23 protein-coding genes and 1 tRNA gene are annotated in these 23,854 nt (G+C 70.8%); 14 read left to right on the top strand and 10 right to left on the bottom strand.

Annotated features, from left to right (window positions below):
* Positions 1 to 518: cbb3-type cytochrome c oxidase subunit I (locus AZE13_RS30400; protein WP_181690496.1), on the bottom strand; the 518-nt coding region annotated here is incomplete at its 3' end.
* 127 nt (positions 519 to 645) lie between these two features.
* On the opposite strand from AZE13_RS30400, the gene AZE13_RS30395 reads away from it, so the two are divergent.
* From AZE13_RS30395 to AZE13_RS30380, 4 genes are all read left to right on the top strand, one after another.
* Positions 646 to 1,305, top strand: coding sequence for an RNA polymerase sigma factor (locus AZE13_RS30395; protein ID WP_079124532.1), 660 nt, complete (start codon positions 646 to 648; stop codon positions 1,303 to 1,305).
* Complete coding sequence (locus AZE13_RS30390) at positions 1,298 to 2,314, top strand: CU044_5270 family protein (RefSeq protein WP_066939155.1); 1,017 nt, start codon at positions 1,298 to 1,300, stop codon at positions 2,312 to 2,314. Before AZE13_RS30395 ends, AZE13_RS30390 begins: the two co-directional genes overlap by 8 nt.
* A gap of 549 nt (positions 2,315 to 2,863) precedes the next feature.
* Positions 2,864 to 4,399: a glycine betaine/L-proline transporter ProP gene (gene proP, locus AZE13_RS30385; RefSeq protein WP_066939152.1), complete on the top strand. Its 1,536-nt coding sequence runs from the start codon at positions 2,864 to 2,866 to the stop codon at positions 4,397 to 4,399.
* Positions 4,400 to 4,482: 83 nt separating this feature from the next.
* The gene (locus AZE13_RS30380; RefSeq protein ID WP_066939169.1) at positions 4,483 to 4,815 is read left to right on the top strand and encodes an antibiotic biosynthesis monooxygenase family protein; all 333 of its coding nucleotides are present in this window, start codon (positions 4,483 to 4,485) and stop codon (positions 4,813 to 4,815) included.
* Positions 4,816 to 4,863: 48 nt separating this feature from the next.
* Here the strand turns inward: AZE13_RS30380 and AZE13_RS30375 are convergent, their stop codons facing one another.
* Positions 4,864 to 6,945: an MDR family MFS transporter gene (locus AZE13_RS30375; RefSeq protein ID WP_066939149.1), complete on the bottom strand. Its 2,082-nt coding sequence runs from the start codon at positions 6,943 to 6,945 to the stop codon at positions 4,864 to 4,866.
* A gap of 487 nt (positions 6,946 to 7,432) precedes the next feature.
* Here AZE13_RS30375 and AZE13_RS30370 point away from each other — a divergent pair, with 487 nt between their 5' ends.
* A complete protein-coding gene (locus AZE13_RS30370) occupies positions 7,433 to 8,095 on the top strand; it encodes an HAD-IA family hydrolase (protein WP_066939146.1) in 663 nt (220 codons plus the stop codon).
* Positions 8,096 to 8,175: 80 nt separating this feature from the next.
* Here the strand turns inward: AZE13_RS30370 and AZE13_RS30365 are convergent, their stop codons facing one another.
* Positions 8,176 to 8,757, bottom strand: coding sequence for a TMEM165/GDT1 family protein (locus AZE13_RS30365; protein ID WP_066939143.1), 582 nt, complete (start codon positions 8,755 to 8,757; stop codon positions 8,176 to 8,178).
* A gap of 244 nt (positions 8,758 to 9,001) precedes the next feature.
* Positions 9,002 to 9,760, bottom strand: a complete 759-nt coding sequence (locus AZE13_RS30360; protein WP_066939142.1) for an ABC transporter permease — start codon at positions 9,758 to 9,760, stop codon at positions 9,002 to 9,004.
* Between the two features lie 254 nt (positions 9,761 to 10,014).
* Here AZE13_RS30360 and AZE13_RS30355 point away from each other — a divergent pair, with 254 nt between their 5' ends.
* The 8 genes from AZE13_RS30355 to AZE13_RS30320 all read left to right on the top strand — a co-directional run bounded on the left by AZE13_RS30355 (position 10,015) and on the right by AZE13_RS30320 (position 17,952).
* A complete protein-coding gene (locus tag AZE13_RS30355; RefSeq protein ID WP_066939139.1) occupies positions 10,015 to 10,683 on the top strand; it encodes an HNH endonuclease family protein in 669 nt (222 codons plus the stop codon).
* 307 nt (positions 10,684 to 10,990) lie between these two features.
* Positions 10,991 to 12,991, top strand: a complete 2,001-nt coding sequence (locus AZE13_RS30350) for an FAD/NAD(P)-binding protein (RefSeq protein WP_066939137.1) — start codon at positions 10,991 to 10,993, stop codon at positions 12,989 to 12,991.
* Positions 12,992 to 13,090: 99 nt separating this feature from the next.
* On the top strand, positions 13,091 to 13,555 hold the full coding sequence (locus tag AZE13_RS30345) for a DoxX family protein (RefSeq protein WP_066939134.1): 465 nt from the start codon (positions 13,091 to 13,093) through the stop codon (positions 13,553 to 13,555).
* Positions 13,556 to 13,725: 170 nt separating this feature from the next.
* A complete protein-coding gene (locus tag AZE13_RS30340; protein WP_066939131.1) occupies positions 13,726 to 14,379 on the top strand; it encodes a DedA family protein in 654 nt (217 codons plus the stop codon).
* Positions 14,380 to 14,513: 134 nt separating this feature from the next.
* Positions 14,514 to 15,728 (top strand): methyltransferase, encoded by a 1,215-nt coding sequence (locus tag AZE13_RS30335; protein ID WP_066939128.1) that lies wholly within the window; start codon positions 14,514 to 14,516, stop codon positions 15,726 to 15,728.
* Positions 15,725 to 16,378: a nucleoside/nucleotide kinase family protein gene (locus tag AZE13_RS30330; protein ID WP_066939125.1), complete on the top strand. Its 654-nt coding sequence runs from the start codon at positions 15,725 to 15,727 to the stop codon at positions 16,376 to 16,378. Before AZE13_RS30335 ends, AZE13_RS30330 begins: the two co-directional genes overlap by 4 nt.
* A gap of 18 nt (positions 16,379 to 16,396) precedes the next feature.
* Positions 16,397 to 17,107: a MarR family winged helix-turn-helix transcriptional regulator gene (locus tag AZE13_RS30325; protein ID WP_079124531.1), complete on the top strand. Its 711-nt coding sequence runs from the start codon at positions 16,397 to 16,399 to the stop codon at positions 17,105 to 17,107.
* Positions 17,104 to 17,952, top strand: a complete 849-nt coding sequence (locus tag AZE13_RS30320) for an alpha/beta fold hydrolase (RefSeq protein WP_066939122.1) — start codon at positions 17,104 to 17,106, stop codon at positions 17,950 to 17,952. Before AZE13_RS30325 ends, AZE13_RS30320 begins: the two co-directional genes overlap by 4 nt.
* A gap of 65 nt (positions 17,953 to 18,017) precedes the next feature.
* Here the strand turns inward: AZE13_RS30320 and AZE13_RS30315 are convergent, their stop codons facing one another.
* From AZE13_RS30315 to AZE13_RS30290, 6 genes are all read right to left on the bottom strand, one after another.
* Entirely contained in the window at positions 18,018 to 18,515 is a 498-nt protein-coding gene (locus tag AZE13_RS30315; protein WP_066939119.1) for a VOC family protein, read from the bottom strand.
* A 139-nt stretch (positions 18,516 to 18,654) separates the two neighbouring features.
* Positions 18,655 to 19,212 (bottom strand): DoxX family protein, encoded by a 558-nt coding sequence (locus AZE13_RS30310; RefSeq protein WP_066939116.1) that lies wholly within the window; start codon positions 19,210 to 19,212, stop codon positions 18,655 to 18,657.
* 271 nt (positions 19,213 to 19,483) lie between these two features.
* Positions 19,484 to 20,038: a hypothetical protein gene (locus tag AZE13_RS30305; RefSeq protein WP_066939113.1), complete on the bottom strand. Its 555-nt coding sequence runs from the start codon at positions 20,036 to 20,038 to the stop codon at positions 19,484 to 19,486.
* Between the two features lie 80 nt (positions 20,039 to 20,118).
* Positions 20,119 to 21,723: an alpha/beta hydrolase gene (locus AZE13_RS30300; RefSeq protein WP_079124530.1), complete on the bottom strand. Its 1,605-nt coding sequence runs from the start codon at positions 21,721 to 21,723 to the stop codon at positions 20,119 to 20,121.
* Positions 21,724 to 21,726: 3 nt separating this feature from the next.
* Positions 21,727 to 22,044, bottom strand: coding sequence for a hypothetical protein (locus AZE13_RS30295; protein WP_066939111.1), 318 nt, complete (start codon positions 22,042 to 22,044; stop codon positions 21,727 to 21,729).
* 155 nt (positions 22,045 to 22,199) lie between these two features.
* A tRNA-Val gene (locus AZE13_RS30290) sits at positions 22,200 to 22,271 on the bottom strand.
* Between the two features lie 221 nt (positions 22,272 to 22,492).
* Between AZE13_RS30290 and AZE13_RS30285 the strand changes: the two genes are divergently transcribed.
* A complete protein-coding gene (locus AZE13_RS30285; protein ID WP_181690495.1) occupies positions 22,493 to 23,827 on the top strand; it encodes a hypothetical protein in 1,335 nt (444 codons plus the stop codon).
* Positions 23,828 to 23,854 lie beyond the last annotated feature (27 nt).

The following is a 23,854-nucleotide window of genomic DNA, read 5'->3' as shown; positions in this document are numbered from 1 at the left end:
GTGATCCACATATCGGCACCGACACCCGGCGAACGGACCGCGTCCGACAGCGGCGAGTACGCGAACCAGCCGAAGTCCGCCGCACCCTGCGGGGTCAGGAAACCGGCCACCGCGATCAGCGAGCCGAAGAGGTACAGCCAGTAGGCGAACATGTTCAGCCGCGGGAACGCCACGTCGGGCGCGCCGATCTGCAGCGGCATGATCCAGTTCGCGAAACCGGCGAACAGCGGCGTCGCGAACAACAGCAGCATGATCGTGCCGTGCATCGTGAACGCCTGGTTGAACTGCTCGTTCGACATGATCTGGTGGCCGGGTCGGGCCAGTTCGGCGCGCATCAGCAGCGCCATCACACCACCGACGCAGAAGAAGGCGAAGGCGGTGACCAGATAGAGCGTGCCGATGGTCTTGTGATCGGTGGTGGTCAGCCACTTCACAGGAAGCATGGGGGACTTAGGGGACTTGAGGATTTCTGGTTTCTCGTGTGACACGGCGGGCCCGGAGGGGTTGGCGGACTTCATGCCCCGTAGGTGTCCGGGACCGCCGCGAAACTCACCGCCAACGGGCGCGAAGGGCCCTTCCGGCCGTGTGGGAAGGCTCACTCGAAGCAGGTGTGAAGATCGAGGACATGCCGGACACCAACGGTTCATGAGCACGGACGACGCCTTCGCCGAGGCCTATCGCGCGCACTACTGGGCGGTCAGCCGCTTTGTGGCGCGGCGTCTGGACGGGCAGCCGCACGAAGTGGAGGAAGTGGTGGCGGAGGTCTTCTCCATAGCGTGGCGAAGACGCGGCGAGCTTCCGGACACCCCGTTGCCCTGGCTGTACGGAGTGGCCCGCAACTGCCTGGCCAATACGGTGCGGGGGCTGGGCCGCTACCGGAAGCTGCTGCACCGGCTCGGCAACCATGAGGCGGCGCACCAGCGGCAGACCATGGAGAGCCCGGACGCGGAACGGCCCGGCTCCTGGGTGCACGAGGTGCTGGCCCGCCTCTCCCCCGCCGACCAGGAGGTGCTGCGGCTGACGGCCTGGGAGGAACTGACCGTCGAGGAACTGGCGGTGACCCTCGGCTGCGGCCGGAGCGCGGCGGCCATGCGGCTGCACCGGGCACGCCGCCGCCTTCGCGCGGAGATCGACCGCACGCGGATGACCGGGTCCGCACAAGCCGGGTCCGCACAAGCCCGGCCCGTACGAGCTGGGTCCGGACAAGCCGGGTCCGTACGCGCAGAAGCTGGACGAGCCGGGTCCGTACGCGCAGCGGCTGGACGAGCGAGATCCGTACGAGCAGGAGGAGACGGCAATGTCTGACGAACTGGACCTGCTGCGCGCGGCCAACCCCGTACCGGCCGACGAAGGCCGCTGGCGGGACGGCCCGCTGGACGCCGACGCCGAACGCGCCCTCAACCGCCTGCTGCACCGCACGCGTACTCGGCGGGCCGGGCGGCGCCTCATGCTGCGCGCCGAGGCCGCGGTGCTCGCCCTCTTCGCCGTGCTGGCCTTCACCCTCTCCGACGCCGGCAGCAGCCCGGCCGCCGCGGCACCCGCGGCGCTCGTCCCGCACGCCGGTACCGCGCCGCTGCCGCTCGGGGAACTCGCCCTCCGGGCCGGGGCCAGGGCGCGGGCGGCCGGGCCCGCGGACGGGCCGCGCCGGGGCAGCCATCTGCAGAGCTGGTACCTGAGCATGCAGAGCGGACCGGACGCCGCGCCGCCGGTGACCGTGCCCGAGGAGCGCATCACCCGCTGGAACACCGACGGCAGCGGCTCCGAACTCATCGTGGCCACCGATCCGCAGCACCCCGGCCGGCCGGTCATCCATGACGACCACGGCCGCTGGCGGACCGTCAGCGACGGCGAGGTGCTGCACCGCAAGAACTACCCGGCGGGCTCGGCGGCGCAGCGGTACGGACTCGCCGCCGACGCGCAGCCGCCGACGGACCCCGTGGCGCTGCGCGCGCATCTGGCATCGCGGTACGGCGGCGCCGGCGGCGTCGGTACGACACCCCAACTCCTCCTGGCGCTCTCCTCGTTCCGGCAGGAGTGGACGCCGGGGCCGCGGGAGACCGCCGCGATCGTACGGATGCTGGCCGACGCGGACGGACTGCGTCCGGCGGGCACGGTCACCGACCGACTGGGGCGGCGCGGCCAGGCGTACGCCTGTGACGGTCCCGACGGCGGGTCCCGCGCCACCCGCCAGTTGGTGATCCTCGATCCGCGCGACGGCCAACTCCTGGGCCTGGAGATCACTTTCACCAAGGACCGGCCCGACTTCCGCGTCAGGGCGGGCGAGGTGATGACGTACGAGGCGTGGCTTCCATAGGGCGCCCCGGCCGACGCGGCCCGAGGGGCGCGGCCCGAGTGGCGGGGCGCGGCGTGATGGCCGATCCTTGAAAGAACGCGACGATCCGTATCGGCGCGGCGGCGGAGGACGCCGTCGCGCCCTGCGTCATGTATCGGCGCCGCGCCCTCCCACGGTCGCTGCCGGGCTCTCCCGCAGGGCACCGCTGCCCCGCTCACGCACCACTGACATGTGATGCACACCACAAAACAGCCGACGGTTGCAGCCGTCCACCGCGATATGGATCACAGACCGGTGTCCCGCGAATTCCTTACGGAAAACAGGTTTCCCCTGCAAGAAGCGGGTATACGCCTGCCTGCGCGGTCATCCGGACACCATCCGTAATGGCCCGGTCTGCCCTTATGGTCGATCTTTGTCCCGCCCTTCCGTGGCGGGTACACCCGTCGGTCCTGGCAGGTCCGGCCCGTCACCTCTGACGGGTCCGCCCCGTCACCCATGACGGGCTTCGCCCACTGCTACACGGCGGGCGGTGTCATGTAGTCGTCCAAGAGAGCGCAGGCGAGCGAGCACGTGCCGACGCAGTCCCCCGTCGCCCCCAGGCCCGGCAACCCCGGCGGCCGCCGTCCCGGCGCCGCCGCGGCCGTCCCCGATCCGCAGCAGGAGAGAAGGACGGATCCGGCGAAGGAGGCCGCACAGCGGTCCGCGGGCGAGGTGACCGTCGTCGACCCCACGATGGTCAAGCGCGCGGTGTCGGCGGCGGCACTGGGCAACGCGATGGAGTGGTTCGACTTCGGTGTCTACAGCTACCTCGCGGTCACTCTGGGCCATGTCTTCTTCCCGTCCGGGAATCCGACCGCGCAGCTGCTGTCGACGTTCGGCGCGTTCGCGGCAGCGTTCCTGGTGCGTCCCCTGGGCGGCATGGTCTTCGGGCCGCTCGGCGACCGGATCGGCCGGCAGAAGGTCCTCGCCATCACCATGATCATGATGGCGGTGGGCACCTTCGCCATCGGCCTGATCCCGTCGTACGCCTCCATCGGGGTCGGCGCACCGATCCTGCTGCTGGCGGCCCGCCTGGTGCAGGGCTTCTCCACCGGTGGTGAATACGGGGGCGCGTCCACCTTCATCGCCGAGTACGCGCCCGACAAGAAGCGCGGCTTCCTCGGCAGCTGGCTGGAGTTCGGCACGCTCGCCGGCTACATCTGCGGCGCCGGCCTGGTCACGCTGATGACCGCCCTGCTGACCACCGAGGACCTGCACTCCTGGGGCTGGCGCGTCCCGTTCCTGATCGCCGGCCCGATGGGAATCATCGGCCTCTACCTGCGGATGCGGCTCGAGGAGACCCCGGCCTTCGCGCAGCTGGAGAAGGAGGCGCACGCCAAGGAGAAGGAGCGGCGAGCGGTCGAGAAGCGGATCGGGATCCGCGAGATGATCTTCGGGCAGTGGCGGGCGATGCTGCTGTGCGTGGGACTCGTCCTGGTCTTCAACGTCACGGACTACATGCTGCTGTCGTACATGCCGAGCTACCTGACCTCGGAGCTGAAGTACGACGAGACCGACGCGCTGATGGTCGTGCTCGGCGTGATGGCGCTGATGATGTGCGTCCAGCCGTTCGCGGGCCGGCTCTCCGACCGCTTCGGGCGCCGCCCCGTCATCGCCACGGGCTGCGTCGGCTTCCTGGTGCTGTCCGTACCCGCGCTGCTGCTGATCCGGCAGGGGTCGCTGCTCGCCATCGCCCTGGGCATGGGGGCGCTCGGCCTGCTGCTGGTCGCCTTCACCTCGTCGATGCCGGCCGCGCTGCCCGCGCTGTTCCCGACCAAGGTGCGCTACGGCTCGCTGTCGATCGGCTTCAACATCTCCGTGTCGCTCTTCGGCGGCACCACCCCGCTGGTGGTCACCGCCCTGATCGGGGCCACCGGCAACACGATGATGCCCGCCTACTACATGATGGGCGCGGCCGTGATCGGCGGAATCGCGGTCCTGCTGATGTCCGAGAGCGCCCGCAAGCCGCTGCCCGGCTCCCCGCCGGCCGTGGAGACCGAGGCGGAGGCACGGGAGGCCGTACGCGCGGCGGCCCGCCGCCCGGTCCCGGCAGGCTCCACGGCCTGACCCCCGCCACGTAACTGCATATGGCCGACGGCTCGCGGACCCTGATCCGCGAGCCGTTCGCGCTATGCGGCACGATGGTCGCCATGAGCATCGTCAAGATCAACGTTCTGACCGTCCCCGCCGAGCAGCGCGAGGTCCTGGAGAAGCGCTTCGCGTCCCGCGCCGGCACGGTGGACTCCTCGGACGGCTTCGAGTGGTTCGAGCTGCTGCGTCCGGTGGAGGGCACCGACCAGTACCTCGTCTACACCCGCTGGCGGGACGAGGCGTCCTTCCAGGCCTGGATGGAGGGCCCGATGAAGGCCGCGCACCAGGGCGGTGGCGGTGCCGGGGGCGGGGAGCGGCCCAAGCCCGCCGCGTCCGGTTCCACGCTGTGGTCCTTCGAGGTGGTGCAGCAGGCGGGCCCCAGGCAGGGCTGACCGCCGGTTCCCGCGACGCGTCCCGCCGCCGGTCCGGTACCGGACGGCTCACCTGGTGCGGTCCGGCGGTGGCTGGGGGGACCGCGGCGGGGTGCGCGGGACCGGCTGCCGGGCGTTGCCGTTGTGCGGCTCCTCGGCGTCGGAGCCGTTCAGCTCCACCGTCAGCTGCTCGACGAGTTCGGTGAGGTCGGTGGGGCGGTCCTTGGTCCACCAGTCGCCCAGCATCTCGGCCAGCGACTCCTGGCGGGCGGCCGAGAGCCGGTCCGCGACCTCCCGGCCCTGGTCGGTGAGGAGCAGCAGCAGCCCGTCGCGGGTGGCCAGTCCGCGCTCCTCGACCTGGCGGACGCCCTCGGCGATCACGCCCAGCGGGACGGTGGTGCGTTCGGCGAGCAGTCCCGGCTCCACCGAGCCGTAACGGTGGATGCGCAGAATCAGCCAGCCGGCGGCCGGTTTGAGGTCCAGTCCGGCCCGGGTGGTGATCTTCTCGTATATGCGCTTACGGCCCTCCGCGCTGCCGAGTTTGGACAGCGCGCGGGCGCATTCGTCGCGTGAGGAGCGCTCGACGGGGTTGGAAGAGATCACCTCGCTGGTGTCGGGCGCGGTCACACTGCTGCGCAACGGCTCCTCCCGGAGGAACCAGGCCAGTACGAACGCCACCAGGACGACCGGGGCGGCGTAGAGGAAGACATCGGTGATCGAGACGGAGTAGGCGTTGAGCACGCCCGCCGCCTGACGGGGCGGCAGCTGCCCCACGGTCCTCGGGTCCTGGGAGATCTTCGACGGGTCGACGCCGGGCGGCAGTCGCTGTCCGGCGAGCGCGTCCGCGATCCGCGGGCCGAGCCGGTTGGCGAAGATCGTGCCGAAGATGGAGACGCCGAACGAGGCGCCGATGGAGCGGAAGAACGTGGCACCGGAGGTCGCGACGCCCAGATCCCGGTAGGCGACCGCGTTCTGCACGATGAGCACCAGCACCTGCATGACGAGTCCGAGCCCGAAGCCGAAGACGAAGAAGTAGATGCTCATCTCGCCGACACCGCTGGCCGGATCGAGCTGGTGCAGGAGCAGCAGACCGACCGCCACCACGGCGGTCCCGGCGATCGGGAAGACCTTGTAGTGGCCGGTGCGGCTGACGATCTGCCCGGAGCCCGTGGAGGCCAGCAGCATGCCGAACACCATCGGCAGCATGTGCACACCGGACATGGTCGGCGAAACGCCCTGGACGACCTGGAGGAACGTCGGCAGGTACGTCATCGAACCGAACATCGCGAAGCCGACGACGAAGCCGATGAAGGAGGTGACCGTGAAGGTCCGCAGCCGGAACAGGTGCAGCGGGATGACGGGCTCCGCGGCCCGCCGCTCTATGAGGACGAACGCCACGAGCAGTACGACACCGAGCACGCCGAACCCGATGGTCTGCCAGGAGCCCCAGGGGTAGGTGACGCCGCCGAGCGAGGTCATCAGGACGAAGCAGGCGGCGACCCCGGCGATCGCCCCGGTGCCCAGGTAGTCGATCCGGTGCGGGGTGCGGTGGCGGGGGATCTGCAGCGCGGCGGCGATGACGGCGAGCGCGACAATGCCGATGGGGACGTTGATGTAGAACACCCAGCGCCAGCTGAGGTGGTCCACGAACAGCCCGCCGAGCAGCGGCCCGAGGACGCTCGTACCGCCGAAGACGGCACCGAACAGGCCCTGGTACTTGCCGCGTTCACGGGGCGGCACGATGTCCCCGACGATCGCCATCGACAGCGCGATCAGGCCACCGCCGCCCAGCCCCTGGAGGGCGCGGAAGGCGATCAGCTCACCCATGTTCTGCGCGATACCGCAGAGCACCGAGCCGATCAGGAAGATGACAATGGCGGTCTGGAAGAGCTTCTTGCGGCCGTACTGGTCACCGAGCTTGCCCCACAGGGGCGTCGCGGCCGTCGAGGCCAGCAGGTAGGCGGTGACCACCCAGGAGAGGTGGTCCAGGCCGCCGAGGTCACTGACGATCGTGGGCAGCGCGGTGGCGACGATGGTCTGGTCGAGTGCCGCTATGAGCATGCCGAGCAACAGCGCGCCGATCGCGACGAGGATCGTCGGCTGGGACCGGCCCCCGCCGGGGATGGCAGGCGCGCTGGTGTCCTGCGCCATGTGCGTCTCCTCCTGTCTCGTCAGCTCTTGCCGTGTCAGGTCTTGCCTTGTCAGGTCTTGCCTTGCCGGCTCTCGTCAGCGACTCCTTCCATCGTGGGTGGTCCCGGCGGATCTGGCCCGCCGAGTGGTGAACGGATATGGCCCGCCGAGTGACGATCGGCATCGGCATCGGCGGTCGCGCGGTCGGCACCCCGGCGTACGCCGGACGCTGTGCGTACGGCCATACGTGTCACTGCCCGGGGCACCGGGCCGGTCGGTACCCGGACCCCCGTTTGTCGGCAGCCGGACCGTTTTGTATCGTGAAGGAACAAAGTGGTTCCGCCCGCACTCCCTGACCGGCGGGCGGAGCCGCTTGTCCTTGCCGCCTCGAAGTACATTCCGCGAACCCGAACGCGCCGTGGTCCCTGACCGGTGGGCGGACCGCTTGGCCTTCCCGCCCGTACGGTCCGAACCGTCCGTGCGCCCGAAGCGCCCAGGAGTCCCGCCGATGACGGCCACCACCACGCTCACCGCCCGCGCCCTGCTGCTCGACATGGACAGCACGATCGTCAACTCCGAGGCCGTAGTGGAGCGCTGCTGGCGCCGCTGGGCGACCGAGCAGGGGCTCGACGCCGACGAGGCTCTCAAGGTCGTCCACGGCCGCCAGGGCTGGGCCACGATGGCCGAGCTGCTGCCGGACCGCCCGATGGAGCTCAATCTGGCGGACAACCGCCGGATACTGGCGCAGGAGACCTCCGACATGGACGGCGTGGTGCCGGTCCCCGGCGCGCCCGCTTTCATGGCCGCCCTCGCCGGACTTCCGCACGCCCTGGTGACCTCCGCCGACGTCCCGCTCTCCGACGCCCGGATGGGCGCGGCCGGGCTGCCCATGCCGCCCGTACGGATCACCGCGGAGAGCGTGAGCGCCAGCAAGCCCGACCCGCAGGGCTTCCTCAAGGGCGCCGCCGAACTGGGCTTCGCCCCTGAGGACTGCCTGGTCTTCGAGGACTCCGAGGCGGGCATAGAGGCGGGCCGGGCAGCCGGGATGCGGGTGGTCGGTGTCGGTGAACGCGCTCCGGCATTCGCCCCGACCGCGCAGGTCCGCGACCTCACCCAGGTGCGGATCGAGGCGCTGGCCGACGGCCTGATCGCCGTACACATCGACGCCTGATCGCCGTGGACGTCGGAGCCTGATCGCGGTACGCGCCGGCGCCTGATCACCTGCGCGCCAGCGCACCCGCGCACCCGCGGTCAGCCCGCCAGCGCCTCGTACAGGCTGAACCCCGCCAGCAGGGCCATCAGCCCCGCCGCGACCTTGGTGATCAGCCGGAGCGGTACGCGCTTCATGAGCGTCCGGCCGCCGAGGATGCCCAGGCCCGCGACGGCCCACAGAGCCAGCACGGCACCGATACCGACCGAGACCGGGTCGTCGTAACGGGCCGCGAGGTTGGCGGTCATGATCTGGGTCAGATCGCCGAACTCGGCGACCAGGATCATGGTGAAGCCCGCCCCGGAGACCTTCCAGAAGCTCTGGTCGGCGGGCTTCTTCACCTCCTCCTCGTCGTCGTCCTTCCTGAACAGCAGCACGGCGGCGCCCGCCAGGAAGAGCACCCCGACCACGGCCTGAACCGCCCGCTGCGGCAGCAGCGTCAGCACACTGCCCGCGGCGATGGCGAGCGCGACGTGGACGAGGAAGGCGGCCGCGACACCGGCGAAGACGTACAAGGCGCGGTAGCGGGTACCGAGCATCAGACCGGCGAGAGCGGTCTTGTCGGGCAGCTCGGCAAGGAAGATGACGCCGAAGACGACAGCGGCGACGGTGAGACTGAACACGGGGTGACGTACCTCGCTCGATCGGGCCGCACCAAAGGGGCCCGGGAAAAGGGGTCGCTTCGGCACGGCAGCGTTGAACACTGCGGCCGAAGGTCTCGCTGGCGCGGTACGAATCCGTATCGGTATCCGAATCCGTATCCGAATTCGTCATACCTGTCCGTAACTGCATGAGCTACGTGCGTATCGCGCTCCGGGCGCCGGCTCGCCACGAGGGCGGGCAGTATGTCGACGGTCCGGCAGAGAGCTACTCCCCTTCTGCTGCGGACAAGGGTACGCGGTGCAGCCGGCCCCGTGCGACCAGCTCCAGGACCACCGCGCACGCCGCCGCCTGCACCGCGAGCAGGGCAACCAGGACGAACAGCTGCACGGCTCCGGCCTGTACGGGTGAGGCGCCGCCCAGCAGCATGCCGACGAAGGCCCCGGGAAGTGTGACCAATCCCACGGTCCGGGTCTGGTCGAGCCCCGGCAGCAGCGCGTCCGACGCGGCCGGGCGGGCGACTTCCATCCGCGCGTCGCGGTCCGGCAGCCCGAGCGCCAGCCCCGCCTCGAACTCCCCGCGCCGGCTCTCCAGCTCGTCCAGCGCCCGCCGCCCGCCCAGGACGGTGGCGGTCAGCGCGCCGCCGATCAGGATGCCGGCGACGGGGATGAGGGTGAGGCCGCGCGGCGGCACCAGGCCGGTCGCCAGCAGCAGACCGACGACCGGCCCGACCCCGATGCCGATCGGCACGGCGGCCCACCACCAGGTGCGGTTCGGGGTGATCCGGCGGCCCGCGGTCCGGGTCGCCACCGCGAACATCAGCAGGAGGAAGCAGAGCAGCGGCGGGAGGGCGCGGATCACCCAGCCGATCAGATAGGAGACGGCGGCGAGTTGGACCGCCGCGCGCAGGCCGGCGACGGCGATGGCGCGGGAATGGCCGAGGCGCGCCAGTGAGGCGATGGCCGCGGCGACGGCCAACAGGACGGCGAGGACGATCCCGAGGGTGGCGTTGACCGGCAGCAGCACGCGCACACTGTAGGGCGGCGAGCGGGGGCGCGGGCTCCGGCGCAGTTCAACCGGAGTGCCGCTGTGCATATGTGGCGCCACATCACCCCCGCCCCGAGGGCCCGGCACATCACCCCATCAACCACCCGTCGCCACTTGATCTGACGTGAGCATGTCGTCAGGCTGTTACCTGGTGCCCACCCCATGGCAACCCCACATCACCACCATGGGCCCGGCACCGCACGTCAACTTCCCCCCACTTCAAGGGAGTTTCGATGGCCAAGGCCACGACACAGTACAGGCCAAAGCTCTACGCGCGTCGCGCTTCCCTCGCCGCGGTTTCGGCCGCGGCGCTGGTCTCCTCACTGGTGCTCAGCTGCCAGACCGCCCAGGCAGCGCCGCCCGCCCCGCCGGACGCGGCCACCGCACGGACGTACCTCGCCGAGATCAAGGAGAGCCCCGAGGGCTCACTGGACGGCTACAGCCGCGAGAAGTTCCCGCACTGGAGCGACCAGGGGGACGGCTGCAACACCCGCGAGGTGGTGCTCAAGCGCGACGGCACCGACGTCCAGCAGGACAACCGCTGTGCGGCGGTGAGCGGTACCTGGGTCTCCGCCTATGACGGCGCGACCTGGACCCAGGCGTCGGACCTCGACATCGATCACGTCGTACCGCTGGCGGAGGCCTGGCGGTCGGGCGCCGCGCAGTGGACCACCGAGCGCCGGAAGGAGCTCGCCAACGACCTGAAGCACTCCCAGCTGATCGCCGTCACGGACAACGTCAATCAGGAGAAGGGCGACAAGGACCCGGCCAAGTGGCTGCCGCCGTCGGAGTCGTACCACTGCGAGTACGCCCGGATGTGGGTGTGGGTCAAGCACGAGTACGGCCTGACCGCGGACCCCGGGGAGACTGCCGCGCTGAAGAAGATCCTGTCCGGGTGCTGACGCCCGGTCCGCGATAGAGCACCGACGTGCCCGTCGGCCGGAATCCCCCGGCCGACGGGCACGCCACCGTTTGAACCCGCCGTACAGACCCACCGTTCAAACCCACCGTTTAAACCCGCCGTTCAAGCCCGCCATATAGACCTGCCGCATAGACCTGCCGCATAAAGATGGCGAAATTCTTGGCGCACCAGGGGTGCTGTGCCGATGGGGCAGGCGGTGATGATGGGGCGCACCTTGCTCGCCACCCGAACTCCTGGCTGGCCCGCGCCCGCGCGCCGGCCGCCCGCTGCCCCAGGGAGAGCCCCTCTTGGCCGCCGACCACATCGCCGACCGCCGCCCCCGTCCCGCCATCGCCATCGCCATCGTCGGCGCGGGGCCGCGCGGGACGAGTGTGCTGGAGCGGATCTGCGCCTCGGCCGCCGAGTTGGCTCCTGGGGCCCGTCTGACCGTCCACGTCATCGATCCCGCCCCGCCCGGCGCCGGCCAGGTGTGGCGCACCGCCCAGCCGCCCGAGCTGCTGATGAACACGGTGGCCTCGCAGATCACTCTGTTCACGGACGACAGCATCGAGTGCGCCGGTCCGATACGCACCGGGCCGAGCCTGTACGCCTGGGAGGGGTGTGCGGTCGGTCCGGACGACTACCCGGAGCGCGCGCTGTACGGCCGCTATCTGGAGTGGTTCTTCCGCCGCACGGTGCGCACCGCCCCCGCGGAGGTGACCGTCGTCCCGCACACCGCCCGTGCGGTACGGCTGACCGAGACCCCCGACGGCGCCCAGTCGCTCACCCTCGACGACGGCCGGGAGCTGGGCGGGCTGGGTGCGGTGGTGCTCGCCCAGGGGCATCTGCCGGCCGTTCCGGCCCCGGAGCAGCGCCGCTTCGCCGCCTACGCCGCCGGTCACGGGCTGCGCTATCTGGCACCCGCCAGCCCCGCCGACCTCGCCGCCGGTCTGGCGTCGCTGGCCCCCGGCAGCGCGGTGCTGCTGCGCGGCCTGGGCCTGAACTTCTTCGATCACCTGGCGCTGCTCACCACGGGCCGCGGCGGCCGGTTCGTACCCGCCGCGAGCGCCAACGCGGCCACGGACGGGGACGGCGCGGGGGCGCTGAGGTATGTGCCGTCAGGGCGCGAGCCCCGGCTGTACGCGGGTTCGCGGCGCGGGGTTCCGTACCACGCGCGCGGTGACAACGCGAAGGGCGCACACGGCCGTCATCTGCCGCTGCTGCTGACACCGGACGTGATCGCCGCCTTCCGCAAGCGCGCCGACTCCGGCGACCTGCCCGACTTTCTGACGGAGGTCTGGCCCCTGGTGGCGAAGGAGGTCGAGACCGTCTACTACGAGGCGCTGCTGGCGCGACGGGAGGCGGAGCCGACGTCGCGGATGTCGGGCGCCGAGGCGGATGCCACGTGGCACTCCCCGGGCCCGCCAGGCGATCGCTTCCCGGCGCGCTGTCGGGAACGGTTCCGGGAACGCTTCCTGGGGAGCGCGCACCGCAGTCCCGAAGAGGCGGCCGCCCTGGACGCCTTCGGTATCGCGCCGGCCGAACGCTGGGACTGGGAGCGGATCTCCCGGCCGCACGCGGGGCGGTCGTTCGCGGACCGCGCCGCCTTCCGGGAGTGGCTGCTGGACCACCTGCGCCAGGACGTCGCCCACGCCCGGCAGAACAACGTCTGCGGCCCGCTCAAAGCGGCCCTCGACGTGCTGCGGGATCTGCGCAACGAGCTGCGCCAGATCGTCGACCACGGCGGGCTGGCCGGGCCGTCCCGGCGCGACCACCTGGACCGCTGGTACACACCGCTCAACGCCTTCCTGTCGATCGGGCCGCCGCGCCGCCGGATAGCGGAGATGACGGCGCTCATCGAGGCGGGCGTACTGGAGGTGGTCGGCCCCCGGATGACGGTCCGGCCCGGCACCGCCGAAGGCCACGGCCCCGGCTTCACGGCGTACTCCCCGGATGTCCCGGGGTCGGACGTGACGGCGACGGCCCTGATCGACGCCTGGCTGCCGGAGCCGGATCTGCGGCGCACCGGGGACGCGTTGCTGGCCGGGCTGCTGGCAGACGGCGGCTGCCGCCCGCACACCGTGGACGGCTACGAGACCGGCGGGCTGGATGTGTCCCCGAGCCCGTACCACCTCGTCGAGGCCGACGGGCGGCGCCATCCGCGGCGGTTCGCGGTCGGGGTGCCGACGGAGGGCGTGCACTGGGTGACGGCGGCGGGCGCGCGCCCCGGGGTGGGGTCGGTGACCCTGGCCGATACGGACGCGGTGGCGCGAGCGGCCCTGAGAGCCGCGGCCCCACAGGCCCCGTAGGTCCCACGAGAGCACTCCTTGAACTTGCAAGTACTATTAGGTGCCCCTAACCTGTGCCTCCACGGTTCATTCGTCCCCAAAACCGTAGGAGTCCCCCACATGACCGCACCGCTCACCTCGTTCACCCAGAAAGCGACCCCGCACGCGCTCGCCCTCTTCCGCATCGTCGTCGGGCTGCTCTTCGCCTGCCACGGCGCGTCCTCGCTCTTCGGCGTCCTCGGCGGCGCGATGGGCCAGGGCGGCACCGTGCCCACCGGCGCCTGGCCGGGGTGGTACGCCGCGGTGATCCAGCTGGCCGGCGGCGCCCTCGTCATGCTGGGCCTGGGCACCCGCGCCGCGGCCTTCGTCAGCTCCGGCTCGATGGCGTACGCCTACTTCTCCGCCCACCAGGGCACCGCGCTGTGGCCGATCCAGAACGGCGGCGAGGCCTCCGCGATGTTCTGCTGGGCCTTCCTGCTGATCGTCTTCACCGGGCCGGGCGCCTGGGCGCTGGACCGCGTCTTCTTCGGCGGGCGCGAGCAGCAGCCGACCCTGACCGCGCAGCGCGAGCCTTCGGCCGCCTGAGGCCATCGCCCCGGGTGGGGCCGGGCGGACACGCACCGCACAGACCGTGGCGTGTCCGCCCGGCCCCCACCCCTTCTCCCCGGGAAGGCCGGGCGTACGCTGTACGGCTGAAGAGCCGCCCCTGCCGCACCGAGCGACGTCGCGGCGGGGTTCGGACCGGGAGAAGGACGTTGCTGGATGACCTGGGGCTGCTCGCCGGCACCCCCTGGGTGTATGTGATCGTCAGCGTTTCGGTCGTGCTCGACGTGTTCGTCCCGATCCTGCCCAGTGGTGTCCTGGTGATCGCCGCGGCCACGACGGCCGCCGGGAGCGGCACCGTGGCCGATGCGGTCGACGCCGTCGATGTCTCGGCATCCGCCCACAGCGGCGCCCACCTGGCCGAGATCTTCTGTCTGGCGCTGTGCGCGGCCACCGCCTCGGTGCTGGGCGACATGATCGCCTATCGGCTGGCACGGCGGGGCGGTGACCGTTTCGACCGGGCGATCGGCCGCTCACGCAGGCTGGCGGCGGCACAGCAACGACTCGGCACCGCGCTGACACGAGGCGGAGGCGGCATCGTCGTCCTGGCCCGCTTCGCCCCGGCCGGGCGCTCCGTGGTCAGCCTGGGCGCCGGCGTGACACACCGTACGGTCCGCGAATTCCTCCCCTGGTCCGCGCTGGCCGGCCTCGCCTGGGCCACGTACAGCGTGAGCCTCGGCTACTTCGGCGGCCACTGGCTCGGCACGTCCTGGGTGAGCCCCGCCCTCTCCGTGGTCGCCCTCTTCGCCGCCGGCTCGGCCGCGGCGTACCTCATCCGCCGGCCGGAACGGCGCACCGCACACTGACGCGACGCTGAAGCGCGGGACAGCTGGACTGCCGGTCCGGTGGCGGTCCGACGCGGAGTAGAGTCGATCGCCCACCCCGGCGCAGGCACCCGAACCAGGCGCCTCACCAGACCAGACATACGAGGCACACTGCGGTGAACGCACCACCGGTCGTCGAATGGACCGAGGCCGGACGGCCCCGATCCGCGCGTTGGCGTTCCGAGAACGGCTCCCCTCCGCCCCACCGCATCGTCATCGCCGACGACCGGACGCGGGCCGACGAGGCGTACAAGCTCGCCTGCGAGGGCACCGCGCTGCTGTGGCGCGGCGACTTCCACAACGCCCGCCAGCTGCTGACCGCGATGGCCCGCCGCATCGACCGCCGGCCGCGCAAGGCGCTGCCCGCCGATGCCGCCCAGGCGTTCCACCGGCACCGCGCCGCCCAGAACCAGCGCGCCCGCATCCTGGGCATGTTGCTGATCCCGCTCGACGCGGCATACGCCGTTCCGCTGCACCGCGCCCCGGACGTCCGCGAGGCCTGCATCCGCGCCTACGGCGCCCCGGAGCCGGTGCCGGCGGAGGCTTCCGGCCCGGCGGAAGCCGCTGGCCCGCCGGAGGCTCCCGGTCCGGCGGAGGAGAGCGCCGCCCCGGCCGCCACCCTCGTCTCGCTGCGGGAGGTCCTCGCCCTCATCGGCGCCAACGAGTGGCGCAAGAAGGGCGTGGAGATCCCGGCGCTCGGCGGCGACCGGATCCATCCGCACTACGGCGTCTTCTCGCCGGCCCGTGGCGAGTACGTCGACCTGGTCGCCGAGGCGCCGCTCCCCTCCCGGGAACTGGCCTTCGACATCGGCACCGGAACCGGAGTGCTGGCCTCGGTACTCGCCCGGCGCGGCGTACGCAGGATCGTGGCCACCGACCAGGATCCGCGCGCGCTGGCCTGCGCCCGCGAGAACACCGAACGACTGGGAGTCGCCGACCAGGTGGAGGTGGTCGAGGCCGACCTCTTCCCGCCCGGCCGTGCCCCGCTGGTCGTCTGCAACCCCCCGTGGGTGCCCGCGAAACCGACCTCCCCCGTGGAGCGCGCGGTGTACGACCCGGGCAACCGCATGCTGCACGGCTTCCTGAACGGCCTCGCGGATCATCTGACACCGGAGGGCGAGGGCTGGCTGATCCTCTCCGACCTGGCAGAACACCTCGGGCTGCGCCCGCATGCCGAACTCCTCGATGCCTTCGCCAAGGCCGGCCTCACGGTCCTCGGCCGACTCGACATCACCCCGCGCCATCCACGCGCCCGCGACACCGGCGACCCCCTCCACATGGCCCGCGGCGCCGAGGTCACGTCACTGTGGCGGCTGGGAAGAGCCCGGTGACGCCACCCCTCCTCCCCCGCGCCCGGCGACTGGCCGCGTCCGCAACTCCGGCCCGGCGCCGGCTGCTCGGCATCACCGGGCCGCCCGGGGCCGGCAAGTCCACCCTCGCCGCCCATCTGGTGGCCCAGCTGGCCGGCCAGGCGGCGCTCGTGCCGATGGACGGCTTCCACCTCGCCGAGGCGGAGTTGCGCCGCCTCGGCCGTACGGACCGCAAGGGCGCGCCCGACACCTTCGATCCCGCCGGCTATACGGCGCTGCTGGCGCGCCTGCGCTCCCCGGAGCCGGACACCACCGTCTACGCCCCGGCTTTTGACCGCCGCATCGAGGAACCGGTCGCCGGCAGCATCCCCGTAGCACCCGGCATCCCGCTCGTCGTCACCGAGGGCAACTACCTGCTCCTCGACTCCGCCCCCTGGTCACGGGTCCGCGAACTGCTCGACGAGGTCTGGTACGTGGAGCTGGACACCCCCGAGCGGATCCGGCGGCTGATCGACCGTCATGAGCGCTTCGGGCGCCCGCGCGCCGACGCCGAGCGGTTCGTCCACGGCTCGGACGAGGCCAACGCCCGCCTCGTGGCGGCGACTCGCGACCGCGCCGATCTCGTCATCACCTTCACGCCCGACGAAGCCCCCCTTCCCAAACGACAATGATGATGCCATCATGACACCATGAGTGTCATCGAAGGAGACGCCAAGGGGCACGCCGGAGGGGACGCCGGGGGAAAGCACGCCGCAGAGTTGCTGTACGGCGTGATCCGCCGCCTGTGGCCGCTGCACCGCACGGTCGTCCGCGCAGTGGAGCGCGAGGTGAAGGACGCCGGTATGACCGCCGGCGAACACGCCCTGCTGGACGCACTGCGCACCGAAGGCCCGCGGACGGTGCCGCAGTTGGCGCGCTCGATGGACCTCGACAGGCAGCCGGTGCAGCGCTGGGTGAACCACGCCGCGGAACTGGGCCTGGTCGTGACGGCCCCGAATCCCGCACACCGCCGCTCGTCCCTGATCGAGCTGACCGCCGAAGGAGCGGAGGCGATACGCCGCATCCAGGACTTCGAGCTGGCCGAGCTGCGGCAGCGGCTGGCCGACCTGCCCGCCGGGGATGTCCGCACCGCACTGCGCGTACTCGACCGGCTCGGCGAGGAGTTCCGGCACCTGGCCAACGACTCACGCATGTCGCCGAACGAAACCGACACTCACCACACCGACAGAGATCACGGTAGAAAAGACAGACAAGACGCCCGAATCACAGACACCGCAGACACCACAGACGCCACAGACACTGCCGGCATCGCCGACACTGCCGACACTGCCGACACCACTGGCACCGCCGACACCGCCGGCAGCACTCGCGCACCCCGCAAAGGACGGTCCGGAAAATGACCCCGCCCATCACGGCCTGGTCCGAGATCGACAACGGCATCGTGCCGATCGACGACGGCGAGCTGTTCTACGAGACAGCCGGCTCGGGTCCCGCGGTGGTACTGCTGCACGGCGGGATGCTCGACCAGCGCATGTGGGACGAACAGTTCTCCTGGCTGGTGAACTCCGGCCTCCGCGCCATCCGCTATGACTTCCGCGGCCACGGCCTGTCCTCCACGGTGACCGGCGACTACGCCCACCACGACGATCTGTGCGCGCTGCTGGACGCGCTCGATGCCCCCAGCGCCGTCCTCGTCGGCCTCTCCCACGGTTCACGGGTCGCGCTGGACACCGCGATAGCCCACCCTGACCGGGTGACGGCCCTGGCACTCGCCTCACCGGGAATCAGCGGCCGGGCCTTCACCGACCCCTTCATCCTGGAACACATCAAGGAACAGGTGGCGGCGATCGGCACACCGGACGGCGCGGAGCGCTACGTCGAGCACTTCCTACGGATGTGGGTGGACGGACCGCGCCGCGAACCGTCCGCCGTGCACCCCGGATTCCGCGAGCGGATGCGCGCCTCGGCCGCGGCCAATGCGGAGGTGCATGCCGAGGGGATGGGCGCCGGGATGCCCCTCGAAGTCGGCGCGGTGGACCGCCTGGGCGAGATCCGGGTACCGACAGTGGTCTTCGACGGCGACCTCGACAGCACGGACATCTCCGCCAACGCCCATGCGATAGCACTCGCAGTCCCCGGAGCCCGGAGAGTCCGGATACCGGGCGCCGCCCACATGGTCAACCTGGAGAACACCATGGCCTTCGACCATGAACTCCACGCGTTTCTCTCGTCCTTGGACTACTGAGACCGCTGAAGACCACTGGCGACCGCTGAAGACCACTGACGACGACTGCTCTCCGCCGCCCTGCCTCAGGTGGCCGAGCCGGCCGCCGCGCCCGTCTGCAGATCTGGTCCCCAGCGCCGCAGCGCCCCGGCCAGATCGAGCGGCCGTAGCCGGTCCGCGTCCGGTCCCGGCCAGTCCGCCCGTGGGACCCGCCACATCACCTCGAACTCAACGCCGTCCGGGTCCTTGGCGTAGAAGGACTTGGACACCAAGTGGTCGGTGGAGCCCACGAGAGCCCCCCGCTCGGCGAGCCAGGTCCCGGCCGCGGCGAGTTCGCCGAGCGTGCCGACCTCCCAGGCCAGGTGGTAGAGACCGACCCGCCCGGCCTCGGGCCCCGGCGCGTCCGATCCCACCGCGAACAGCGCCAGATCGTGATCGTTGAGCGAACCGGGCGCGGCGAGGAACGCGGCCCGCCCCGGTAGCTCGGCTTCCACCGTGAGCCCGAGGGCCTCGGTATAGAAGGCGACGGACCGCGCCACATCGCGCACGTACAGCACCGCATGATTGAGCCGTCGTACGGCCATGAGACTCTTCCCCGATCTCTCACCGCGGCACCCTCCGTGGCGCCGCACTCGTACCCTGCCCGCGCCCCTGGCCCGAGCCTCCCTGCCCTTCCCTGTCCTTCTCCCGCCCCCTTTCAGGAGCTCACTTCCGCTCAGGAGCTCACTTCCGCAGCAGCAGCACGACGCCGGCCATCACCACCGCCAGCAGCAGCGCCGCCGCGCCGTACACCAGCCGATGAGCACGCAGACCCGGTACGAAGCGGTCGAGGGCGTAGCGTCCGGGGCCGGTCAGCGCCAGCGCCGCCGCACCGACGGTGAGCAGCAGCTCGTACTCCACGCCCTTGGGCGCGAAGAATTCGCCGCCCCCCTTCACGGCGAGGGCGTTGATCATCGTGCCGACCACCGCCGCCGCGGCGAGCGGCGTCAGCAGTCCGGCCACGAGCCCCAGCCCGCCCAGCGTCTCGGTCAGGCCGGCGATGACGGCCATGGCCCGGCCCGACGGATAGCCGCTCATCGTGAAGAACTGCGCGGTCCCGTCCAGCCCCGGCCCGCCGAACCAGCCGAACAGCTTCTGGACACCGTGGGCCGCCATGGTCAGCCCGAGCGCGAGCCGCAGCAGAAGCAGTCCGGCGTCGTAACCGTGCGGAGAAGGCGCACGGCTCGTCGCGGCGCCTATCCACGAGGACCCAGGAACGCGATCACCAAGAGGGGAGGTCATCGGACCCCTTTCCATATCGAGGCCGGCCGCCGCGCCGGGAACGGCGTACCCACACCGCCCGGCCGCAGCAGCCAACCCATCAACCATTTAGTTGAAAGTTCAAGCCTTTCTGTCTTCGACCATACACAGCACACCGCCCACGAACAACAGCCCTTCGCGTCACCTCACGCCCCACCCGTGAGCGGCGGCGATCGAGACGGCCGCCTGCCCCCCCCCGGAACGCAAAAATGCCCTTCCGGAGCATGATCCGGAAGGGCATTTCCTACGGTGTCTACCCGAAGGGGTTCTCGGGGGATGCGGGCCCGGTGGGCGCCATCAGTGCGAGGCGAGGGTCCTTCGGTGTGACGGGGGCGGTATCAGTCGCGGGGGCGGATACCTGTTGCTGCTTCACTCCGGGCGGCAGGAAACAGGGTGTGTTCACCGAGAAGACGAGTTGATCGGGCGGCATATAACTCTCCACCGAAACAACGAGGTTGTCCTTACCGCCCTTGGCGTCCATCAGCGCCCAAGGGTCCTTGGTTTTGTCCTCACGGTAGCCGCTGATCTTGTAGCCCTGAGCCTCCAGCCTCTTGCGCATGGCGCGGATCGCTGTGCCGTGCTCGGCCTCGGGAAGTGCGGCGCGCACCGCGTAGGTCAGGTCGAAGCGGCCGTCATCGGTGGACTCGCCCTCCTTGCCGAAGCAGTCGCGAAACTCTTTGTGCACGGTCTTGCCGTCCACCTTCAGGCCGTACTCCTCGGCCAGCGAGTCGACCAGGCCGCGGACCAGATGCTCGGCCTGCTCCTGGCTCTTGACCGGGAGCGGGTCGTTCTTTCCACCGTCGTTCATGCATCCTCCTGATGCGAGCAGGGCCGCCAGGGCGCATCCGAGCATCCCGATACGCCTGGTCCGCCCGGGGGTCCGCAGGGTCATGAGTGGTAATCACCTTCCGAGGCATCCCGGCCGGCGATGATGCGGCCCTGATTGCGCAGGCTCGTACTGCCCCTGTCCCAGTAGCCGCCGTGGCCTTCGGTGTCCACTTCGATGACCTTGCCGCCGAACTCCTTCTCCATGGGGTCTTCGCCCAAGGTCAATCCCGACGCACCGGTGGAAACGATGTCGTCTTCGGCGCCACCGGCCCACACATGATCGGGGTCGATGTTCAAGTCCTTGGCATGCTCCACGGTCATGCCCGGGCTCCCGACCACGACGATATCGTCGGCATCGAGGCCGCCACCTTGGGAGGCGCCGACGCCTATCACCGTCGAGCCGTAGCTGTGCCCGAGCACGGTCATATGCGCACGATCGCCCTCATGGGACTCGCGCAGACCGCGTGTGAAGCTCCGCAGATCTCCGCCGGCCGGATCGGCGCGCCCCGTGGTGAACATGCTGTTGTCGGCCTCGGGTGCGTCGTACCCGAGCCAGGAGATGACGGCGGTGTCCTTGGCGCCGCTGTCGACGGCGGACTGCTGCAGCCTGTCCACGCGGTCGATCTGCTCATCGACGTTCGACAAATCATTGTCGGTACCGGGAACCTGAAGGGCAACGTTGCGGGCGGTGTCGGGATTTCCCTGCGAGACGACGGCCCGCCCGTCGTGTTTCGTGTCGATCCCGAGTACGTAGAGCCGCTTGCTGTCGTCGCCGGTGCCGTCGGCCTTGTCGAGCGCGTTCTGCAACTTCTGCAAACCGTCGTAGTTCCGCTGGTCGTGGATGCCCAACTCGCCGTTCTGCCTCTTCATGTCGTACTCCGCGAGCTGGATATCCACCACCTTGCGGTTCGCCTCGTCACGGTCGGCGCTGGGTATGCCGTCGAGCCAGCCGATCTTCTCGGGGTAGGCGTCGAGGTACGACTGCCGCTCCTGCTCGGTGAGGCCCGACCACCACTTGGCGTTCTCCTTCGGATCCTTCTTCGAGGGAATGGAATCCTCATCGAGGTGGGCGAACTTCGCGACCTCGCGGGCGTCTTCTTCGGCCTTCGACGCGCCGTAGTCCTTGTCGAGGTTGAAGGCGTCGATCAGCCGAAGGAGCCCCTTCCCTTCCGCGTCAGCCCTACTGGCACTCTCCACGGGGTACTTGATGTCGTTCTGGTAAGCCTCCCGGTAGGCGACACGCAGCTGATGCTCTTCCTGCGCTGCGGCGTCGGCATTGTCGGCGGGGCCGGCCCTGCGGTCCGTCACTTTGCCGTGATCGTCGACGGCGTACCCGTCGAGTTCCGCGGTGCGCACATTCCGCCGCAAGTCCTCCTGGGCTTCCTTCATCGTGGTGTGGACGGTGTCCAAGGTGATGGCGATGGAGGTGACATCGGACTGCGCGGTGCCGAGCCGGGTCTCGCTCGTCTCCATCTGCATGAAGGCGTAGTGAGAGTCCGTCCCCTGCCATCCGCTGGCATGCAGCGGTCCGGTCACCTTGTGCCGGTGCCGGACCTGGGCCTCCTCCAGTGCTCTGGCCAGCTTCTGCCAGGACCGGACGGCGGCTTCCAGATCGGAGAAATCCTGCTTGAGCAGTGGCTTGAAATTCTCGGACAGGTCGGACACCGGTCACCGCACCCGGAACGACTGAGCGGTGAGGTCTTCGTTGTACTCGTGACCGTCCGCGGTGCGCCGCAGACGGGACGCCGCGCTCTCGGGGTCGGCGCCGCCGATCTGCTTGCTCAGCTCGTCCAGCGCCGTGCCCCAGTCGTTGGCCACCCGCTCCATGTCCGGACCGATGAGCCACGATTTCATCGCCGTACCAGCGGCCTCGATATCGCGCCTGGCGGTCGCGATGGCCTCCTGGAGATCCTGGCTGATGGCGTCGGCGGCGCCTGCCGCCGCTCTGAGTTCCTCGGGTGAGACCGAGATGGCTCCGTTGGGCATACCCCTGCATTCCCCCTGCTGATCGAACCTGCCGACGAAATGATCACACGATCACGACAACGGGGCCGGCAGGCCCGCGGGAGGCAAGGCGAAGGCCCAGGTCCTCGCAGAGCGCTGACCTGGGCCTTTGGCGTTATCGGTGCGGGTCGCACCAGTGGGCACAGACGGATTTGAACCGCCGACATCTGCTTTGTAAGAGCAGCGCTCTACCGCTGAGCTATGCGCCCTCGTCGAGCCGACAGACTACCTTGCCATCGGGGCTGAACGGCAAACCAGTGCTCGAAGTGCGAACTTACCGGCCGGTGTGTTCGTTCCGGTGAGTGGGAGAATGACACCCGGCCCTGGCGGCCCTGGGCGATCCGATCGGGAGAGGGAAGTGACGGCGACACACACGCAGCCGCATGACCAGCGAGAACGCCGTCGCGCGCGTGGGGGTCCGGCCCGGGACATGGCGGCGCTGGCCTTGCTGCCGCTGCCGCTGTTGGCCGCGCTGGCGGCGTCGGTGCCGATGTCGTTCGCGAGTGGCGGGACCCGTCGCTGGTTCGGGCGCGGGGAGAGCCAGCGGGCCGACGCGCAGGCCGCGAAGGATGCCGCCGCGGCCGCATTCTACGAGCTGGACAGCGCGCAGCGGGACCTCCGGATCTCCCTGGAGACGATCACCGCCGTCGACAGTTCACCGCAGGCCCAGCGGGCCGCCGCGGATTACGAGAGCTTCAGCCGGCGCATCGACGAGGTGAGCCACGGCTACATCACCGCGGTCGACTCCCACGATCTGGACCGCGACGATCTCGACGGCGCCGCGGCGGCGCGGGCGCGCGCCGACCTCACCCGGGCCACGGATGAGCTGAACCGGGTCAAGGGCGAGCTCGACCGGTTCGCGCAGGGGCTGGGACCTCTGCTGCGGTCCGCGGAGACGCAGCTGGCCCGGCTGGCCCCGGCCGTGGAACGGGCACGGCAGACGCTGCTGGCGGCGAGCAATGCGCTGGACGGGGTCCGGGCGACGGGGCTGCGCGCCGATGATCTCGCGGCCCGGCTCGCGGCGCTGGGGCCGGAGCTGACCAAGCTCAATCAGGGCGCCGGACAGCATGGCGTACCGGAGACGATCCGGCGCGCGGACGAGGTGCTCCGCAAGGCGGAGGACATACGGGCCGAGGCCGAGCGGCTGCCGGCCCGGGCGGCGGAGCTCGACAAGCGGCTGGTGTCGCTGCGGACCCGGGCACAGGCGATCACCACGCGCGCCGAGAAGGTCGATCCGGTCCTCAGCGAGCTGCGCCGGCGGTACAGCGCGGCCTGCTGGCAGGACCTGCAGCAGGTGCCGGAGGAGGCCGCGCGGTCCGTCCGGCAGGCCGAGGTGAAGCTACGGGAGGCGCAGCAGGCGCGGGACGAGCAGCGCTGGGCGGATGCCACCAGCCTGCTGGCGACCGTACGCGCGCTGCTGGACACCACGGACGAGGCGGTGTCGGCGGCTGGGGACCGGCTGCGACGCCTCGACGCGGTGTCGTTCGACCGGCAGAAGGAGGTCGAACAGACCCGCTTCGCGATCCGGGACGCCCAGCGGCTCGCGATGGCCGGTCGCAGCACCCCGGATCCGCGGCACGCCCGTCCCCTGGACGACGCGGTGGCGCGGCTGGAGCGTGCGGTCGCGGGCCTGGAGGGGCGGCATCCGGACTGGTGGCATTTCCTGACCGAGACCGAGGCGGTACGGCAGACCGCGGCCCGGGTGGTGCAGGAGATCCGCGAGGCGCGGGGCGGCGCCGGGGCCGGTGCCGGAGCGAGCGGCTGAGGCCGGCGCGGGCGCGCGCGATGGCGT

Origin of the sequence: Streptomyces sp. NBRC 110611 (assembly GCF_001590865.1) — a bacterium.
GTDB lineage: Bacteria > Actinomycetota > Actinomycetes > Streptomycetales > Streptomycetaceae > Streptomyces.
This window is presented reverse-complemented; position numbering and strand designations above follow the sequence as displayed.

Coding starts and splice junctions, on each gene's coding strand:
- AZE13_RS30315 (WP_066939119.1), bottom strand. CDS start 18,515: ATGGCCGTACGACGGCTCAATCATGCGGTGCTGTACGTGCGCGATGTG.
- AZE13_RS30305 (WP_066939113.1), bottom strand. CDS start 20,038: ATGAACGACGGTGGAAAGAACGACCCGCTCCCGGTCAAGAGCCAGGAG.
- AZE13_RS30355 (WP_066939139.1), top strand. CDS start 10,015: ATGGCCAAGGCCACGACACAGTACAGGCCAAAGCTCTACGCGCGTCGC.
- AZE13_RS30390 (WP_066939155.1), top strand. CDS start 1,298: ATGTCTGACGAACTGGACCTGCTGCGCGCGGCCAACCCCGTACCGGCC.
- AZE13_RS30325 (WP_079124531.1), top strand. CDS start 16,397: ATGAGTGTCATCGAAGGAGACGCCAAGGGGCACGCCGGAGGGGACGCC.
- AZE13_RS30285 (WP_181690495.1), top strand. CDS start 22,493: ATGGCGGCGCTGGCCTTGCTGCCGCTGCCGCTGTTGGCCGCGCTGGCG.
- AZE13_RS30375 (WP_066939149.1), bottom strand. CDS start 6,945: ATGGCGCAGGACACCAGCGCGCCTGCCATCCCCGGCGGGGGCCGGTCC.
- AZE13_RS30310 (WP_066939116.1), bottom strand. CDS start 19,212: ATGACCTCCCCTCTTGGTGATCGCGTTCCTGGGTCCTCGTGGATAGGC.
- AZE13_RS30370 (WP_066939146.1), top strand. CDS start 7,433: ATGACGGCCACCACCACGCTCACCGCCCGCGCCCTGCTGCTCGACATG.
- AZE13_RS30295 (WP_066939111.1), bottom strand. CDS start 22,044: ATGCCCAACGGAGCCATCTCGGTCTCACCCGAGGAACTCAGAGCGGCG.
- AZE13_RS30380 (WP_066939169.1), top strand. CDS start 4,483: ATGAGCATCGTCAAGATCAACGTTCTGACCGTCCCCGCCGAGCAGCGC.
- AZE13_RS30395 (WP_079124532.1), top strand. CDS start 646: ATGAGCACGGACGACGCCTTCGCCGAGGCCTATCGCGCGCACTACTGG.
- AZE13_RS30320 (WP_066939122.1), top strand. CDS start 17,104: ATGACCCCGCCCATCACGGCCTGGTCCGAGATCGACAACGGCATCGTG.
- AZE13_RS30345 (WP_066939134.1), top strand. CDS start 13,091: ATGACCGCACCGCTCACCTCGTTCACCCAGAAAGCGACCCCGCACGCG.